Annotated in this window: 15 protein-coding genes; 5 read left to right on the top strand and 10 right to left on the bottom strand. The window is 61.4% G+C overall.

Annotated elements, in window-relative coordinates; all coding sequences use genetic code 11:
- Nucleotides 1-22 precede the first annotated feature (22 nt).
- The 7 genes from EV700_RS15755 to EV700_RS15725 form a co-directional block, all read right to left on the bottom strand.
- A complete protein-coding gene (locus tag EV700_RS15755) occupies nt 23-964 on the bottom strand; it encodes an FHA domain-containing protein (RefSeq protein WP_130415575.1) in 942 nt (313 codons plus the stop codon).
- A 27-nt stretch (nt 965-991) separates the two neighbouring features.
- Nucleotides 992-2,941 carry a type II secretion system secretin GspD gene (gspD, locus tag EV700_RS15750; RefSeq protein WP_130415573.1) on the bottom strand — a complete coding sequence of 650 codons (1,950 nt, stop codon included), beginning with the start codon at nt 2,939-2,941 and terminating at the stop codon, nt 992-994.
- A gap of 1 nt (nt 2,942) precedes the next feature.
- Nucleotides 2,943-3,788, bottom strand: a complete 846-nt coding sequence (locus EV700_RS15745) for a type II secretion system protein N (protein ID WP_130415571.1) — start codon at nt 3,786-3,788, stop codon at nt 2,943-2,945.
- A 43-nt stretch (nt 3,789-3,831) separates the two neighbouring features.
- A complete protein-coding gene (gene gspN, locus EV700_RS15740) occupies nt 3,832-4,590 on the bottom strand; it encodes a type II secretion system protein N (RefSeq protein WP_130415569.1) in 759 nt (252 codons plus the stop codon).
- A 155-nt stretch (nt 4,591-4,745) separates the two neighbouring features.
- On the bottom strand, nt 4,746-5,087 hold the full coding sequence (locus EV700_RS15735) for an H-NS histone family protein (protein ID WP_130415567.1): 342 nt from the start codon (nt 5,085-5,087) through the stop codon (nt 4,746-4,748).
- Between the two features lie 93 nt (nt 5,088-5,180).
- Complete coding sequence (gene ssb, locus EV700_RS15730) at nt 5,181-5,681, bottom strand: single-stranded DNA-binding protein (RefSeq protein ID WP_130415564.1); 501 nt, start codon at nt 5,679-5,681, stop codon at nt 5,181-5,183.
- Between the two features lie 58 nt (nt 5,682-5,739).
- On the bottom strand, nt 5,740-7,113 hold the full coding sequence (locus tag EV700_RS15725) for an MFS transporter (protein ID WP_130415642.1): 1,374 nt from the start codon (nt 7,111-7,113) through the stop codon (nt 5,740-5,742).
- A 161-nt stretch (nt 7,114-7,274) separates the two neighbouring features.
- On the opposite strand from EV700_RS15725, the gene uvrA reads away from it, so the two are divergent.
- Both uvrA and EV700_RS15715 read left to right on the top strand, forming a co-directional pair.
- On the top strand, nt 7,275-10,094 hold the full coding sequence (gene uvrA / locus EV700_RS15720; RefSeq protein ID WP_130415562.1) for an excinuclease ABC subunit UvrA: 2,820 nt from the start codon (nt 7,275-7,277) through the stop codon (nt 10,092-10,094).
- A gap of 93 nt (nt 10,095-10,187) precedes the next feature.
- Complete coding sequence (locus EV700_RS15715) at nt 10,188-11,549, top strand: WS/DGAT/MGAT family O-acyltransferase (RefSeq protein WP_130415560.1); 1,362 nt, start codon at nt 10,188-10,190, stop codon at nt 11,547-11,549.
- Nucleotides 11,550-11,602: 53 nt separating this feature from the next.
- On the opposite strand, the gene EV700_RS15710 is transcribed toward EV700_RS15715, so the two are convergent.
- Complete coding sequence (locus EV700_RS15710) at nt 11,603-12,448, bottom strand: 23S rRNA (adenine(2030)-N(6))-methyltransferase RlmJ (protein WP_130415558.1); 846 nt, start codon at nt 12,446-12,448, stop codon at nt 11,603-11,605.
- On the opposite strand from EV700_RS15710, the gene EV700_RS15705 reads away from it, so the two are divergent.
- A complete protein-coding gene (locus EV700_RS15705) occupies nt 12,447-13,064 on the top strand; it encodes a 2OG-Fe(II) oxygenase (RefSeq protein WP_130415556.1) in 618 nt (205 codons plus the stop codon). The two genes, EV700_RS15710 and EV700_RS15705, sit on opposite strands and share 2 nt — an antisense overlap.
- Here EV700_RS15705 and cysQ read toward each other — a convergent pair.
- Nucleotides 13,061-13,876: a 3'(2'),5'-bisphosphate nucleotidase CysQ gene (gene cysQ / locus EV700_RS15700; RefSeq protein ID WP_130415554.1), complete on the bottom strand. Its 816-nt coding sequence runs from the start codon at nt 13,874-13,876 to the stop codon at nt 13,061-13,063. The genes EV700_RS15705 and cysQ overlap by 4 nt on opposite strands.
- Here cysQ and yrfG point away from each other — a divergent pair.
- Nucleotides 13,875-14,543: a GMP/IMP nucleotidase gene (gene yrfG / locus EV700_RS15695; protein WP_130415552.1), complete on the top strand. Its 669-nt coding sequence runs from the start codon at nt 13,875-13,877 to the stop codon at nt 14,541-14,543. The genes cysQ and yrfG overlap by 2 nt on opposite strands.
- Here yrfG and EV700_RS15690 read toward each other — a convergent pair.
- Entirely contained in the window at nt 14,533-15,480 is a 948-nt protein-coding gene (locus EV700_RS15690; protein ID WP_130415550.1) for an alpha/beta fold hydrolase, read from the bottom strand. The genes yrfG and EV700_RS15690 overlap by 11 nt on opposite strands.
- A 142-nt stretch (nt 15,481-15,622) precedes the next feature.
- Here EV700_RS15690 and EV700_RS15685 point away from each other — a divergent pair, with 142 nt between their 5' ends.
- Nucleotides 15,623-16,816 (top strand): FAD-dependent monooxygenase, encoded by a 1,194-nt coding sequence (locus tag EV700_RS15685; RefSeq protein ID WP_130415548.1) that lies wholly within the window; start codon nt 15,623-15,625, stop codon nt 16,814-16,816.
- The last annotated feature ends 35 nt before the right edge of the window (nt 16,817-16,851 follow it).

The raw sequence follows: 16,851 nt of genomic DNA, 5'->3' as shown, positions 1-16,851 counted from the left end.
TGTTTTCACGCAACGGCATGGCTTACAGCAGGAACAGCGCCATCAGCACGCCGACCACGATCAGCACAACCGTCACGATCATGCCGACATTGCTCTTTGACGCCGAAGCGGGAGTGGCGGGAGCGGACGGAGCAGCATGGTTCGCCTGAGGAGCAGGACGGGGCTCAGGCGCCGAAACCGGCGCTGACGGCTTGGGCGCGGCATGCTGCGGCAGCGGCGAGGGATTGCGTGACTGCGCCGCTGGCGCCGGCGCGGCTTTACCCGCACCCGCGACCGGGCGGAATTGGGTGCGTTCGGCTTCTTCCTCAAAATTATCTTCAACCGCCACCGGCTCGGTGGGACCGACAACCTTGAAGGTCATCGCATCAAGGCGGACTTCATCGCCATTCTTGAGCTGAATCTCTTCATGACGCTTGCCATTGATGAACGAGCCGTTGGACGAGCCCAGATCCTTCAGCCACAGCTGGCCGCTGCGGATCGAGAACTCGGCATGACGGCGCGACACATGCGCGCCGCCCACCACGATATCGCAATGGGGATCACGGCCCACCACCTTGGTGCCTTCGATGGGGAACATGCGCCCGGAAATGACACCGGTCATGGCCTTGACCTGCCAGACCGGCACCTGCTTGGCTCCCAGATCGCGCTTGATCTGCGGTGCGCCCTCGGGAGGAGCCTTGGTCGGATCAATGATCTGCAGTTCCACCAGGTGCAGGCGGATAACATCGCCCACGTTGACCTCGATCCGCTGGCTGACCGGCTGGTCATTCAGGAAAGTGCCATTCACACTGCCCGCATCACGCAGGTACAACTTGCCGTCTTCCTGCTGAAGCTCGGCATGGAACACGCTAACGCCTTCGTCATTAATGACGAGGCCGTTGCTTTTGTCCCGGCCGATGGTTAGGCGCGGATCAACCAGCCAGAAGGCCGGCTGGCGACGATCAAGGAACTGGATCTTTAACATGACTGGTCTCTTCCCTACATTATTGTGTCAAGGCTTGGCCGGCGCCGAACCCTGGTAAACCTGGTTGATCGATTCCGGCAAGTGCATCAATTCACCGCGCGCGCCTACTTGCAGTTGCAGCCCCCGGGTCAGGTTGTACTTTCCCGTGCTGATCGCCAGGGCGCTTTCACTGTCCCGCAGAATTTGCGGCTGCAAAAAGACCAGAAGGTTCCGCTTGGTCTTGCTGTTGCTCTTTGACCGGAAAAGATAACCCAAAACAGGTACTTTACCCAAGAGGGGAACTTCACTTACTGAAAGTTTGCTGTCGTCCTGGATCAGGCCGCCCAGCACAATGGTTTGGCCGTCATCCGCGAGGATGGTGGTCTTGATGGAACGCTTGTTGGTGATCAGGTCGGCCGAGTTGACGCCGGAGACACTGGGCACCACCGAAGATACCTCCTGCTCAACCTCCAGCCGCACCGCACCGCCCTCTCCGATATGCGGCACAACCTTCAGGGTAATACCCACATCCTGACGCTCAATGGTGGTGAAGGGGTTGCTGGTTCCCCCCGTGCCCGAGGTGGTCGAACCCGTGATGAAGGGAACATTCTGGCCCACCACGATTTTGGCCTCCTGATTGTCCAGGGTCATGATGCTGGGCGTGGACAGCAGGTTGGCGTTACTGATCGTATTCAACGCCTGGATCAGCGCCCCGTAAAATGTACGGTCGCCGTTGCTGTTGGTTTCCGACTTGCCGATCCCGATCAGGGCGCCCGCCGGACTACCGGCCAGCGTCGGGTCATTCTTGGCCGCTGCGGCCGCCACACTGGCGATGCTGGTTCCGGCATTGGAGAAATTGATCAGGCCCACTCCTTTGCTGGGATCGCCAAACGCCCACTGGACGCCCAGCTGGTCGGCATTTTCGCCGGAAACCTCGACAATGGCGGCCTGGATCAGCACTTGCGAACGTCGCTGATCCAACTGCAGGATAACCTGCTCCAGCTCGCGCATCAGCGACGGGTCGGCGCGGACCACCAAGGCATTTTGGGCCTCGTCGGCAATGATGCTGACTCCGCCGGAAGCGGTCGAGGCGGAAGACGCCTGGGTAGCCGCGCCGCCGGTGGGCGTGCTGCTGCGGCTGCTGCTGTCACCGGTGGCCAGGTTTTTCAGCACATCGGCCGTCTGCTTGGCGCTGGCATGTTTGAGCCGAAAAACACGGACCCCGCTCAAGCGTTCAGCGGCAGGCTTGTCAAGCTGGGCGACAATTTCACGTATCCGCTTGCGGGCGCGGGCATCTCCCTTGACCAGCAACCGATTGCCGCGATTATCCGCCAGAACGCGCAAACGACTGCCGCGCATATCCTTGCTGGCCGATGTCGAGGTCAGGGTGTCCAGCATCGACATCACATCGTCGGCCCGAACCTCTTTCAGGGCAATCACTTCCAGCTCATCACCCTCGCCGGTGTCGAGGGAACGCACCAGCTCCTCGATCTCGGCAATATTGTTGGCGTGGTCGGAAATGACCAAGGCATTGGCGCCATTGATAGCGGCCAGATGGGCAAACTGGGGCAGCAGAGGGCGCAACACGGGCACCAGTTCGTTGGCGCTCGTATTCTCCAGCATGATAATCCGGGTGACCAACGCCTCGCCTTTCAGCTTCTGACGCATGTCAAACGGCACCGCATTCTGTTTGGCGTTGACATCCGGCACCAATTTGATGGCATTGCCGGAAGGCACGGCGGCAAAACCGTTGACACTCAACACACCCAAGAACAGATCATAAACCTGGTCTGCCGAAAGCGGTTTACTGGAAATGACGGTGATATTTCCCTTGACGCGGGGATCAACAATGAAATTTTTCCCGGTTATCTCCGCCACCTCGGAAACCAGCGCCGAGATTTCGGCATCCTTGAGGTTTACCTTCCAGGTCTTTGCCGAAGCCACTCCGCAAAGGGCCAGCCACAGGCCCAGTGCCACTAAGGATTTGCGCGCCTTCATGTTAAAAATTCTGCTCAATGGTTAGAGTTTGACTGCCACGGCGCACATCGACCCGGACATGCCCGCTTTGTTTTACTTGTTCCAGCAACTGGCGATCCAGTTGGGGGTTGCCCAGAGGCTGGCCGTTCAGCCGAAGAATCTTGTCGCCGGCCTTCAGCCCAAGGCTGCGCCGGATATTGGCGGGTGCGCTGTCGGTAATCTCGTAGCCTTCGCCGCCTGCCACCAGCCCCATTTCCGAAAGGTAGGCGCCGGGTTCAGAGCCCAGACGATCGATTGCGGAGGACAGCATCTGGCGGGCCTTGTCGCCCTGCCCGCCCCCGGCCGCGGCGGATGGGGAAGGCGGCGCGTCACCGCCCAGCAGGTTGGTCTTGACGAATCGAAGCACCTCGCGGCTACCGTTTCGTGACAGCACAACCTTGTCCGGATGCACCGACTCGAGTATTGCTCCGCCGGGCACGCTTTGACCCACGGCATAGAGCTTGCCGACGCCTTGCCCCTGATCGGCGATGATGGCTCCCGATCTTTTCGGATCGGAACCGGCAAACACACCGTCCAACCGTAATTGCAACGACGTTTCTTGCGTAGCTTCACCGCCTTGGTCGGATCTGGCGGGGGACGCGGACTTGAAGAGTGAGAATCCCGCCAGCTTGCCGGTATCAACGTCGGGCTGCGCGGAGTCGGCGGTTGCCTGTGCCGGAGGACGGGCCAGATCGGCATGGTCCTGTCCGGTCACCAGCCACAATGACCCGGCCAGCCGCCATCCGAACCACAGCACGGCCAGCAGCATCAAGGCCTGAGCCAACTTGCGGTTATGGCCGGCAATGAGGTTCAAAACGGGGTATTTCACGGAAAAAGCCACTTATTATTGTCTAGGGATAATGCCATCATTTTCAGAGCGAGCTCAACGGCTGGGAAGAAGTTACCACTACGGCATCCGGCTCGGCCACCCCGTGATACCCGGCGGCATGCATCAGCAGACGCTGCCGTAGCCGGGCTTCGAGCATATCACCATTGATCATGAATGTTGCCAGCCCCGCGCCGCTTCCGGACTCGGTCAGCGTCATTTCCAGCGGACCGGACTTTCCATCCAGCGACAAGACCACCGGCGGCAGCGCCAACGCCTGTTTCTGGCCATTGACCTGATAGCTCATATCGCCGCCGGGCCATTCCAGGCGTCCGGTTGATCCCTGCCAGGCCTGTCCCTTGTGCTGCAGCGTCACATCCTTCACGGTGACCTGAACAGCCGGAAACTCCCAGCTCTGCACAAGGGCGCGGATTTCCTTGCCCGCCAGCTCCCCTTGCAAGCCTTTCAACTCCCACCGGCCAGACGCCGCCATGGCCTTGCCGGAAAGGCGGCTGCCGGGGGACAGCAATTCCCACTTCAGGCCCAAACCCAACCGCACCAGGGCCAGCGGGTCCAGCGACCAACGGAATTGTCCCTGTAAGGAGCGGTATTGCCAACCCGCCTGTCCGGACCAGATCGTGCCGCCCCAAGCCACGATCATCGGTTTGACCTGGGCAGGCAGAAAATGGGCCATGACCCGGGCGGGGGTCTGCACAACCAGGGAACACAGCAAAATCAGGGTGGCCAACAGGGCCCAGTTATACGCCCGCGACTCTTGTTCTTCTTTTATGGCTTTTCGGGACATGACATATCACTGCAAGGATTCGGTCGCGCGCACGCGGATTACCATCTGAATGCACTCTCACATAGAGACATATCGACTGGCAAGCCCCGGCAAGAAAAGGTCAACAAAAAACCCCTGCAAGCAGGGGTTTCGGGCGGCGAAGCGGTACAACTGAATCAGATAGCGAAATCTTCCACCTTGGAGCCGGCGGCGATACGGGCTGCCAGCCAGCGGGGCTGCTTGCCGCGACCGGTCCAGGTTTCGGACGGGTTGGCCGGGTTGCGGTAGCGGATGGCGACCGGCTTCTTTTCAGCAGCCGGAGCCGCCTTGCCACGGCCGCTCTTGGCGCCAACAGCCAGAATCTGATCGACGGTCATGCCCAGCGCGCGGGCTTTCTCGGCGAACTCCTGGTAGGTCTTTTGCAGTTCCTCGTCCTTGCGGGCGGAAATCAGGGCCTGTGCTTCGGCAATGACTGCGTTCAGTTCCGATATGGACAACTGACTAAGATCTGGTTTCATGCATGTTCCTCTTCTGTCGTTTTATAGGGGGTGAGGTGAACAGAAAATCGAAAGAGCGCCAAGCATAAAATAAAATGCCTGGCGTTAAAATACTTAAAATGGCAGATCGTCGTCAAAATCGGAATTTGAAGCAGCGGCCGGAGCCGGACGATTATTGGCGGGCGCCGGTCGGCTGCTGCGGGACGATTGCTGATAATCGTCCTGCTGATAACCATAATCGCCTTCCGGAGCGGAAGATTGACCGCCGCCGCCGGAGCGGCCATCAAGCAATTGCATGGATTGAGCCTTGATTTCGGTGGAATAACGGTCCTGCCCGGTATTCTTGTCCTGCCACTTGCGGGTATGCAGGGAACCTTCCACATAAATCTTGCTGCCTTTACGGACATATTCCGCGGCAATTTCAGCCAGACGGCCATAAAAAACAACCCGGTGCCATTCGGTCTGCTCGGTCATCTGGCCGGTGTTTTTGTCTTTCCATTGCTCGCTGGTTGCCAGTGATACAGTGGTCAATGTTCCACCACCGCCTGCAAAACTGCGCACTTCCGGGTCACGTCCCACGTTGCCAACCAGAATTACCTTGTTAATACCACGCATGTTCTTCTACCTTCTAAAGTCCATGAAAATTTGAGGGTTGAATTTAGCGGAATTCCCATTAGACCGCCACAGCCCCCGGAACCAAATCGTGCAGCCTTGCAGCATCCAGCCGCTCCTTGTCCACTTTCAGGTACGCCAGGCCATGCGCGGCAATGACCACCGCTTCTTCAACGCCCGGAACCGTCAGCAACCGGCTTGCCACGGCCCGCCCATCCTCTGGAGACGCCAGTTCGATGGACAAGGTCAGGCTATGCAGGAAACGGGGCTGTTTCATACCCAACGCCAATAGGAACCAGACCAGCGTCAGCAGGCTCAGAACGGCAAACGCGCCGCCATAGGCAATATGGCCTTCGTGAATATTTTTCCACAATTGGCCTCCCAGTACGCCGCCCGCGCCCGCGCCCAGAAACTGGGCGCTGGAATATATTCCCATTGCCGTGGCCTTGCTCCCGGCCGGGGCTATCTTGCTCAGCAAGGACGGCAATAATGCTTCCTGCAAATTAAAGGCCATAAAAAACAAAACCAGACCGGCTATCAGACCATATATGGTGGCGTAACCGGCTCCCATAACCGCCAGCCCGGCCGCCAGCAGCAGAATCCCGGACGCAAATACCTGTTTGATCTTGCGTTTGCGTTCGGCAACGATAATCGCGGGCACCGCCAGTACAAATCCCCCCAACACCACCGGCAGGTAGACCCATCCATGGTGGGCGGGAGGAATACCGGCATTATCCCGCAACAAATGGGGCACCAGCACGAAACACGCCGTCATCACCAGGTGCAAAACAAAAATACCGGCGTTCAACCGCATCAATTCGGCGTGATGCAGGATTTTGCCGCATTGTTCACGCCAGTTTTGCGGATTTTGCGGAATAGCCACGGCCGGATGCGGTACGGTCGCCAGCAGGCCCATCCCGATAACCGCCAGCACCGAGGTCGCCCAGAACAGCCCGGATAATCCGAAATGCCCCGCCACCAGCGGACCGATAATGAACGCCACCGCAAAGGAAAGACCGATACTGAGGCCGATACTGGCCATCGCCTTGGTACGGTTCTCTTCGCGCGTCAGATCGGCCAGCAGCGCCATCACCACGGCGGAAATGGCGCCCGCTCCCTGGATGGCGCGTCCCGCTATGACACCCCAGATTGAGGTGGACAAGGCCGCCACGCCGCCGCCGACGGCAAACAGGATCAGGCCCTGAAAGATCAGCCGCTTGCGGTCCATGCGGTCGGCCAGCAGCCCGAGAGGTATCTGGAACACCGCCTGCACCAGCGCATACGCGCCAATGGCCAGCCCGATCAAGGCCGGCGTAGCGCCCTGCAATTGTTGCCCGTAAAGGGCGAAAACGGGAATGATCATGAACAGTCCGAGCATGCGCAAGGCGAATAAGCTCGCCAGCGCCGAGGTTGCCCGTCGTTCGGCCGTTGTCATGCCTGTCATGGAAGAACCTGAAAACCGCGAAAGAAGGCGCGCATTATACCCCCGGATGAATGCCCGACGTTGAGTGCCGTTCGTCAAAAGTTTTGCATATACTCTGCCACTCCCGGCGGCGGTCCGTGACCTCCCCGCCCGCACCCACCGACAGGCCCAGCATGAACACCATCCGTATCCGCGGCGCACGAACCCATAACCTGAAAAATGTCGACCTGGAAATTCCCCGCGACAAACTGGTGGTCATTACCGGACTGTCCGGTTCGGGCAAATCGTCCCTGGCTTTCGATACCCTCTATGCTGAAGGACAACGGCGTTATGTGGAATCCCTGTCGGCTTATGCGCGACAGTTCCTGTCGCTGATGCAGAAGCCGGATGTGGATGCCATCGAAGGGCTGTCGCCCGCGATCGCCATCGAGCAGAAATCGACGTCACACAATCCGCGCTCCACTGTCGGCACCATTACCGAAATCTACGACTATCTGCGCCTGCTCTACGCCCGCGTTGGCACGCCCTATTGCCCCGATCACCAGTTGCCGCTGGAAGCGCAGACCATCAGCCAGATGGTTGATACCGTGCTGGCCTTGCCGGAGGGCACGGCGCTGATGCTGCTGGCGCCGGTGGTGCAGGACCGCAAGGGCGAACACCTGCATATCCTGGAAGGCCTGCGTGGACAGGGTTTTGTGCGGGCGCGGATTGACGGTCTGACCGTCGATCTGGATGACGCCCCGGCGCTGGAAAAGAACAAGAAGCACACCATCGAAGCCGTGGTCGACCGTTTCAAGGTGCGGCCGGACCTGGGCCTACGGCTGGCCGAATCCTTTGAAACCGCGCTGCGCCTGGCGGACGGGTTGGCGCTGGTTGCGCCGATGGACGATGACCGCCCGCCCTTGCTCTTTTCAGCCAAGCACACCTGCGCGGTCTGCGGCTACGCCGTGCCGGAACTGGAGCCGCGCCTTTTCTCCTTCAACAATCCGGCGGGAGCCTGCCCGGAATGCGACGGTCTGGGACAGAAATCGCACTTTTCCGCCGATACCCTGATCCACGATCCGGAACTGACCCTGTCGCAAGGCGTCATCCGCGGCTGGGACAAACTGCATCCCTATTACTTCAACCAGCTGGCGGCCGTAGCGCAGCACTTCAATATCAGTCTGGATGACCCGTGGCAGCATTTGCCGGAAGCCTTCCGCAAGGTGGTGCTGCACGGTTCGGGTCGCCAGAAAATCACGTTCACCGTCACCGATGAACGCGGCAACCGCCGCACCCGCGAACAGTCCTTTGAAGGCGTGCTGCCGCATCTGGAACGCCGTTACAAGGAAACCGAATCGCCCGCCGTGCGCGAGGAACTGTCGCAATACCTGCTGCACAGCGCCTGCGCCGCCTGCGAAGGGTCGCGGCTGCGGCCGGAAGCGCGTTATGTGCGCGTCGCCGACAGCACCCTGCCCTCAGTGGTGAAGCTGCCAATCCTCGGGGCCAGCCGCTATTTCAACGACCTGAGCCTGACCGGCCAGAAAGGCGAGATCGCCGACAAGATCCTCAAGGAAATCCGCGAGCGGCTGCACTTCCTGGTCAGCGTCGGCCTGGAATACCTGTCGCTGGACCGTTCCGCCGAAACGCTGTCCGGCGGCGAGGCGCAGCGCATCCGCCTCGCCTCGCAGATCGGCGCGGGGTTGATGGGCGTGATGTACGTGCTGGACGAACCGTCGATCGGCCTGCACCAGCGCGACAACGAGCGCCTGCTGGGCACCCTGCAGCGCCTGCGCGACCTGGGCAACACCGTGCTGGTGGTGGAACATGATGAAGACGCCATCCGCGCCGCCGACTTCGTCATCGACATCGGCCCCGGCGCGGGCGTGCACGGCGGCGAGGTGGTGGCGGCCGGTTCGGTGGAAGACATCCGCGCCTGCGCCCGCTCACTGACCGGACAATACCTGTCGGGCGTGAAGCGCATTGAAGTGCCGCTGGAGCGCCGCGCCGTCAATCCGGAACGGATGCTGCGGCTGGAAGGCGCGCGCGGCAACAACCTGCGCAACGTGACCCTGGAAGTGCCGCTGGGCCTGATGACCTGCATCACCGGCGTTTCCGGCTCGGGCAAGTCGACGCTGATCAACGGCACGCTGTACCCGCTGGTGGCGCGCCAGCTCAACGGCGCGACGACGCTGACACCAGAGCCTTTCGACAGCATCAAGGGCATGGAACACCTCGACAAGGTGGTGGACATCGACCAGAGCCCGATCGGCCGCACGCCGCGCTCGAACCCCGCCACCTATACCGGCCTGTTCACCCCGATCCGCGAACTGTTCGCGGGCACGCCGGAAGCGCGCTCGCGCGGCTACAGCGCCGGGCGTTTTTCCTTCAACGTCAAGGGCGGACGCTGCGAGGCCTGCGAGGGCGACGGCGTGATCAAGGTCGCCATGCACTTCCTGCCGGATGTCTATGTCCCCTGCGATATCTGCAAGGGTCAGCGCTACAACCGTGAAACGCTGGAAATCCGCTTCAAGGGCAAGAACATCACCGAAGTGCTGAACATGACCGTGGAAGAGGCGCGCGCCTTCTTCGACGCCCTGCCCGCCATCGCCCGCAAGCTGCAAACGCTGATGGATGTAGGCCTCAGCTACATCACGCTGGGCCAGGCCGCCACCACGCTGTCCGGCGGCGAGGCACAGCGGGTGAAGCTGTCGCGCGAGCTGGCGAAACGCGATACCGGCAAGACCATCTACATCCTCGACGAGCCGACCACCGGCCTGCATTTCCACGATATCGCCCAGTTGCTGGCGGTGCTTTCCGAACTGCGCAGCCACGGCAACACCATCGTGGTTATCGAGCACAACCTGGACGTGATCAAGACCGCCGACTGGATTGTCGACCTGGGACCGGAAGGCGGCAGCGGCGGCGGCATGATCATGGTTTCCGGCACCCCCGAGCAGGTGGCCGCCCATCCGGATTCACACACCAGCCGCTTCCTGAAGGCCTTGCTGTAAAAGCGGTCCGGCAGGCCAAAACTGTTAGACAAGCCTGCCGGAATCGTTCTACGCTACACCCCATAGAAGAATCATCGACACAGGGAGATTTTCATGCGCGCACTCGGCCCCATCGACCAGCTTTTCCTCTGGCTGGAACGTCGGCAGCAACCCATGCACGTGGGCGGACTGATGTTGTTCGACATCCCCGAGGATGCCGAGCCGTCGTCCTTCGTCCACGAAGTGGCCGAGAAGATGCGCCAGATCACCCCGCCGGTCCGCCCCTTCAACCAGCACCTGCAAGGCATGTTCTGGGCCGAGGATGACGAGTTCGACCTGGAACACCATTTCCGCCACATCGCCCTGCCCGAGCCGGGCCGTATCCGCGAACTGCTGGCCTATGTCTCGCAACAGCACAGCGCCCTGCTCGACCGCGCCAAGCCGCTGTGGGAATGCCACCTGATCGAAGGCATCGAGGGCAACCGTTTCGCGCTGTACTTCAAGGTGCACCACTCGATGGTGGACGGCGTCGCCGGTATGCGCATCGCCCAGCAGATGCTGGCCGACAGCCCGGATGAAAAGACCGATACGCCGCTGTGGGCGGTGAAGCGCCGCAAGCGCAGCGCCAAGGAAGAAAGCAACAACCCGATCAGCGTCTTCGCCAACGTCATGAATACGTTGCGCGACCAGATCTCCACCATTCCGACGGTATCGCGCGAACTGGCCAAGGCCATCCGCTCGTCCTACCACCATGATCCGGAATATGTGTCGGTTTTCCAGGCGCCGCGCTCCATTCTCAACCAGCGTGTCAGCGGCTCGCGCCGTTTCGCCGCCCAGTCCTATGACCTGAACCGCATCAAGGCCATCAGCAAGACCACCGGCAGCACCATCAACGACGTGGTGCTGGCGATGTGCGCCGGAGCCCTGCGCACCTACATGATGGAACTGAACGCCTTGCCGGAAAAGCCCCTGATCGCGATGGTGCCGGTTTCCCTGCGCCGCGACGACAGCGAAGGCGGCAACCAGATCAGCATGTTGCTGGCCAACCTGGCCACGCACCTGCCCGATGCCGCCGACCGCCTGGAAGTGATCCGCCGCACCATGCAGAACTCGAAGGACCGCCTGCGCCGCATGAGCCAGGCCGAGATCATGAACTACAGCGCCATGATCTACAGCATCTCCGGCGCCAACCTGATCACCGGCATCGCGCCGAAGTGGCAGGCCTGCAACCTGGTGATCTCCAACGTGCCCGGCCCGCAGGAGCCGAAGTACTGGCACGGCGCCAAGCTATCCGGCCTGTATCCGGTGTCGATCGTGCTGGACGGCATGGCGCTGAACATCACCATGACCAGCTATGTCGACACGCTGGAATTCGGTCTGATCGCCTGCCGCAAGGCGCTGCCGTCCATGCAGCGGCTGCTGACCTATCTGGAAGATTCGCTGATGGAACTGGAGCGGGTGGCCAACCTGGCCTGATCCCGTCCCATGAAAAAGCCCCCGTCATCGGGGGCTTTTTCATGGAGACCCTTTCACTCACCGGCAATCCAGCTGACCGTGGCCTTGGCCATCGGATGGTCGGCCAGTTGCGGCAACATCCACTGCAGCACCTTGTCCGCCTCCTCGGCAAACTGCCAGGGCGGATTGATGATCAGCAAGCCGGTGCCGTTCAGGCCCAGCGCAGTATCATCCGGCATCACGCACAGCTCGCAGGCCAGCTGCTTGCTGATGCCGGTCTTGTACATTTTCTTGTGGAAACGCTCGATCATGGCGCGATCCTTGATCGGGTACCACAACACGAACACGCCGGTCGGCCACTTGCTGTAGGCCTTGACCAGCAGCTCCACCAGTTGCGGGAAATCCTGGCGCTCTTCCTCGTAGGGGGGATCGATAAAGACCAGACCGCGCTTTTCCTTGGGCGGAATCAGGGCGGTGATACCCTCATAGGCGTCACGGTGATGCACCGCCACCTGCGGGTAACGAGCCATGTTTTCACGCAGTTTCTCGGCGTCCACGGGATGGAATTCCATCAGCGCCATGCGGTCCTGCGGCCGCATCATCTGCAGCGCGAACCACGGCGAACCGCCATAATAGCCCTTGCCGTTCTGCTCCTTGCGCAGGCGCTCCAACTGCTCGAACCACATCTTCACCCACTCGGGATTGTTCTTGTGGGGCTGCAGGCGGCGGACGCCTTGTTTATACTCGCCCGTCTTCTGCGCCGGGGCGGACGCCAGGTTGTACCAGCCGCAACCGGCGTGCGTATCGATGTAGCAGAACGGGGCGTCCTTGCGCTGCATGCCTTGCAGCAGACCGATCAGCAAAATGTGTTTCATCACGTCGGCAAAGTTGCCGGCATGATAATGATGGCGGTAATTCATGCAAATCTCTCAGACAGACTGGCCGGAAACCGACTTCACGAAGGCCGTGGAATCGCTGGCGCAACGCCATTATGCCGTAATTCCGGACTTTCTTTCACCGCCGATGTTGGAAATGCTGCGCAGTGAGTGCCTGCACATGCATGACGAAGGCCATTTTCATGCCGCCTCGGTCGGCCGCGCCGCCGGGCAGCAGCTGAACCAGCGCATCCGCGGCGACAGCATCCGCTGGCTGGAACCGGAATTTCCGGCGGGCGGCCGCTATCTGGCGCGCATGGCCGAACTGCAGGCGCAACTGAATCGCGAGCTGTTCCTGGGCCTGCGCCAGTTCGAAACCCATTACGCCCACTACGAACCCGGCAGCTTCTACAAGCGTCATGTCGACCGCCACCGCGATAACGATGCCCGGGTGATCAGCGCCGTCTGCTACCTGAATCCCGAGTGGCCGCAAGAGGCGGGCGGCGAGATCCGGGTCTGGAACGACGCGGATGAAGAAGTGCTGTGCCTCTCGCCGCAGGGCGGCGCGCTGTTGCTGTTCACCAGCCACAACATGCCGCACGAGGTGTTGCCCGCCAACCGGGTGCGGCTGAGCCTGGCCGGGTGGTTCCGCCGCGATTAGGCGGCGGACAGCACCGATAACCACTCCGGCAAGCGGGCGCGCTCCCCGACCACCAGGAACGGCGGATTGACCAGGGTATCGCGCTCATTGTAGCGCAAGGGGCGGCCGTCATGATCCACCAGCAGCCCGCCCGCTTCCTCCAGCAGGATTTGCCCGGCGGCGGTATCCCACTCCATGGTCTTACCAAAACGCGGATAAAAATCCGCCGCCCCTTCCGCCACGCGGCACATCTTGAAGGCGCTGCCCACCTGCAGCACCGAACAATCCCCGAACCGCGCCTTGACCGCTGCCAAAACCGCATCCTCAGCCCCGCTGCGATGATGACGGCTGAGCAGCAGTCGCGGGGGTGACATCGTGACGGTCGTTCCGATTCGTTCCCGGCGCTGCCCGTCCTGTCGCCAGGCTCCCAGCCCTCGCGCCGCCAGATATGTCATCCCGTATACCGGGGCGTGCATGACGCCCAGGATCGCCTCGCCGTTTTCCACCAGCGCGATATTGACGGTGAAATCATTCGTGCGGGCGACAAACTCGCGAGTGCCGTCCAGCGGGTCCACGACCCATAACCTTGACCAGTCCCGGCGTCCGGAATGGTCTTCGGACTCTTCCGACAACACGGGAATGGTTGGCGTCAGCCGATGAAGTTCCTCTACAATCAGCCGGTGCGCCGCCAGATCGGCGGCGGTCAGCGGCGAATCATCCACTTTCTGCTGCACCGCCCAGCGCTCCGGCTCGCCATAGATGGCGAGAATGGCGCGGCCGGCGGATTCAGCCACCTTTCCCACTTCATTCAGCAAGGTTTCGCGGTTCATCATGATTGATTGGTCCCTGATTGATACGGTGTTGCTCGACATGGACGGCACCCTGCTCGACCTGCACTTCGACAATTATTTCTGGCAGGAATTCGTACCGGAAGTCTGGGGGCGGCAAAACGGCCATACGCTGGCCGAGAGCAAACAGCTGCTTTATCCGCGTCTGGAGGCCGAGCGCGGCAACCTGAACTGGTATTGCCTGGATCACTGGTCGGCGGAACTGGGGCTGGACATCGTGGCGCTGAAACAGGAAATCCGCCACCTGCTGGCCATCCGCGCCGATGCGGACGTATTCCTCAAAGCGCTGGCGGACAGCAGCAAGGACGTCTGGATGATCACCAACGCCCACCCCGACGCGCTAAGGCTGAAACTGGATCACACCGCCATCGCCGGCTTTTTCGACCGTATCCTCAGCTCGCACGAATTCGGCTACCCCAAGGAACATCCCGAGTTCTGGCATCGGTTGCAGCAGACCGTGCCCTTCACCCCGGCGCGGGCGCTATTCATTGATGACAGCATCAGCGTGTTAAGGGCCGCCCGCAATTATGGCATTGGTCACTTGCTGACGATCGCCCAACCGGACAGCAAGCTGCCTCCGCGCGAAGGGCTGGAGTTCGTGGCGGTCGGACACTTCCGCGAACTCCTGCCGATTCCCGCGATCAGGGCGTGATCTTCAGGAACTGGCGCACCGCGTCCAGCGTCTGCGAGGGCCCCTCTTCCTGCGGCACATGCCCCAACTGATCAAACATCACCACCCAACTGCCGGGAATGTCGTTGTGGAACATCTCGGCGGTTGCGGGGGGTATCAACCGATCCTGCCCGCCCCAGATAATCAGCGTAGGCACGGCCACCTTGCTGATTTTCTTCTCGTCCGAGCCCTTGTTCGACTGGGCGAAACGCGCGCTGACGGCGGCGCGGTTGCCTTCCCGCAGGGTCAGTTCGTAATAACGGTCCACCAGCTCGGGCGTCACTTTGGAAGGGTCGCCGTAAACCTGCTTCAGACTGGTTTCGATCATGCTGCGCGGCAGCACATACTTGGAAATCTTGTTGATGCCCGGCCACTGCGCCACCCGGAATCCGATAGGCATGGAACCGGCGGGGACATAACCGGCAGCGTCCACCAGAATCAGTTTGCGCACCCGCGCCGGATTGGCGATGGCGCACTCCCAGGCAATCTCACCGCCCAGTGAATTACCGCCGACGACATAGCGTGTGACCCCAAGCGCCGTCATCATCACGTCCACAAAATCCACATAATGCTGCATGGTGTAGTCGCCGGCCGGATCCGGACCGGTCAGGCCGAAGCCGGGCAGGTCAAAACGGATGACGCGGCGCTTGCCGGAGAGGCCCGCCGCCCAACCGTCCCAGGTATGCAGGCTGGATGAGGTGCCATGCAACAGCACGATCGGCTCGGGATCGTCGCGCGGTCCTTCGTCACGGTAATGAACCTCCATGCCCATGATTTTGATGAACGAGGACGGCGGCTGGGCCCAACGGGCCTGCAGTTCGCTGACCGGCCGGTCCGGCGCCCAGGTCAGGGCAACACCGGCGCACACCGCCACCAACACCAATAACAGCACGACGAGAATCCGCTTGCCGGTTTGCATGTCTTACCCCTTGAAAGAATAGCCTCCTAACTTAACCGCCCCCCCGCTCCGGCACAAGACTGCACGTTATAACGACCCTATCGCCGCCGCTGCTTTGGCGGTAATCTCCGGACATGACAACACTGGGTTTCGGGGGATATTCATGCGCGTACTGATTGCCGGCGCCGGCATCGGCGGTCTGGCCGCTGCGCTCACCTTGCTGCGCCACGGCTTTGAAGTCTCCATCCATGAACACGCCCGCACCCTGTCAGAAGTCGGCGCGGGACTCCAGATCGGTCCGAACGGGGCCAAGGTGCTGCACGCCTTGGGACTGTCCGATGCCCTGGCTGCCGTCGCCTTCCATCCGGAGTCGGCGGAAATGCGGGTGGGCACCTCCGGCCGCGTGATTTTTTCCCTGCCGCTGGGTGAAACCGCGCGCCGCCGCTATGGCGCACCTTATTACCATCTGCACCGCGCCGACCTGCATACGGTGCTTCTTCAGGCCGTGGAGTCGCGAGCACCGGGTTGCATCCATCTGGGTCACGAAGTGCGTGAAGTGCGGCAAGATGCGCAAGGGGTGGAACTGGGCTTTACCGATGGCTCCTCCGACCGCGGTGATCTGCTGATCGGGGCTGACGGCGTGCATTCCGTGGTGCGGCGGGAACTGTTCAACATCGCCGATGGCGAATACACCGGCATGTCGGCCTGGCGGATGACGGTGCCCGCCTCGCGCCTGCCCAAGGGGTTGGTGCCGCCGAAAGCGATGGTCTGGGTGGGGCCGGGCAAGCATGTGGTGACCTACTACCTGCGCGGCGGCGAACTGGTGAACCTGGTCGGCGTGGTCGAAGAGGCTGACTGGCCCTATGACGGCTGGACCAGCCTGGGCAGCAAGGCCGACATACTGAAGGACTTTGCGGGCTGGCACCCAATCATCCAGCGCATCATGGAGGCTGGCGATGACGGTGAATACTACAAATGGGCGCTGCGCGGCCTGCCGCCGCTGGATCACTGGTCCCAGGGCCGGGCCACGCTGCTGGGCGACGCCTGCCACCCGATGCTGCCATTCATGGCGCAAGGCGCGGTCATGGCGATCGAGGACGCTTGGGTGCTGGCCGAGCAACTGGCTCGCAGCCCCGCCGATATTCCCGCCGCACTCAGCCGCTACGAAGCCTTGCGCAAGCCGCGTACCACCCGCGTGCAATCCGCCTCGCGGCGCAACGGCAAGCTCTACCACCAGCACAGCACTGCCGGACAAGCGGTGCTCTATTCGCCGCTATGGATGGTGTCACGCGTAGCACCGGATTTCTTCGCCGGGCAGTTGGACTGGCTGTACGGTGAAGATGTCACCCGCTGCTGAATCCGTTTCCAGGCGACCGCCTGTGTCGCCACTCC

Source organism: Fluviicoccus keumensis, assembly GCF_004217445.1.
In the GTDB taxonomy this organism is placed as follows: Bacteria; Pseudomonadota; Gammaproteobacteria; order Pseudomonadales; family Moraxellaceae; genus Fluviicoccus; species Fluviicoccus keumensis.
The sequence above is the reverse complement of the archived record's forward strand: the minus strand, read 5'-3'. Positions and strand labels throughout refer to the sequence as shown.

Coding starts and splice junctions, on each gene's coding strand:
- EV700_RS15755 (WP_130415575.1), bottom strand. CDS start 964: ATGTTAAAGATCCAGTTCCTTGATCGTCGCCAGCCGGCCTTCTGGCTG.
- gspD (WP_130415573.1), bottom strand. CDS start 2,941: ATGAAGGCGCGCAAATCCTTAGTGGCACTGGGCCTGTGGCTGGCCCTT.
- gspN (WP_130415569.1), bottom strand. CDS start 4,590: ATGTCCCGAAAAGCCATAAAAGAAGAACAAGAGTCGCGGGCGTATAAC.
- EV700_RS15735 (WP_130415567.1), bottom strand. CDS start 5,087: ATGAAACCAGATCTTAGTCAGTTGTCCATATCGGAACTGAACGCAGTC.
- ssb (WP_130415564.1), bottom strand. CDS start 5,681: ATGCGTGGTATTAACAAGGTAATTCTGGTTGGCAACGTGGGACGTGAC.
- EV700_RS15725 (WP_130415642.1), bottom strand. CDS start 7,113: ATGACAACGGCCGAACGACGGGCAACCTCGGCGCTGGCGAGCTTATTC.
- uvrA (WP_130415562.1), top strand. CDS start 7,275: ATGAACACCATCCGTATCCGCGGCGCACGAACCCATAACCTGAAAAAT.
- EV700_RS15715 (WP_130415560.1), top strand. CDS start 10,188: ATGCGCGCACTCGGCCCCATCGACCAGCTTTTCCTCTGGCTGGAACGT.
- EV700_RS15705 (WP_130415556.1), top strand. CDS start 12,447: ATGCAAATCTCTCAGACAGACTGGCCGGAAACCGACTTCACGAAGGCC.
- EV700_RS15710 (WP_130415558.1), bottom strand. CDS start 12,448: ATGAATTACCGCCATCATTATCATGCCGGCAACTTTGCCGACGTGATG.
- yrfG (WP_130415552.1), top strand. CDS start 13,875: ATGATTGATTGGTCCCTGATTGATACGGTGTTGCTCGACATGGACGGC.
- cysQ (WP_130415554.1), bottom strand. CDS start 13,876: ATGATGAACCGCGAAACCTTGCTGAATGAAGTGGGAAAGGTGGCTGAA.
- EV700_RS15690 (WP_130415550.1), bottom strand. CDS start 15,480: ATGCAAACCGGCAAGCGGATTCTCGTCGTGCTGTTATTGGTGTTGGTG.
- EV700_RS15685 (WP_130415548.1), top strand. CDS start 15,623: ATGCGCGTACTGATTGCCGGCGCCGGCATCGGCGGTCTGGCCGCTGCG.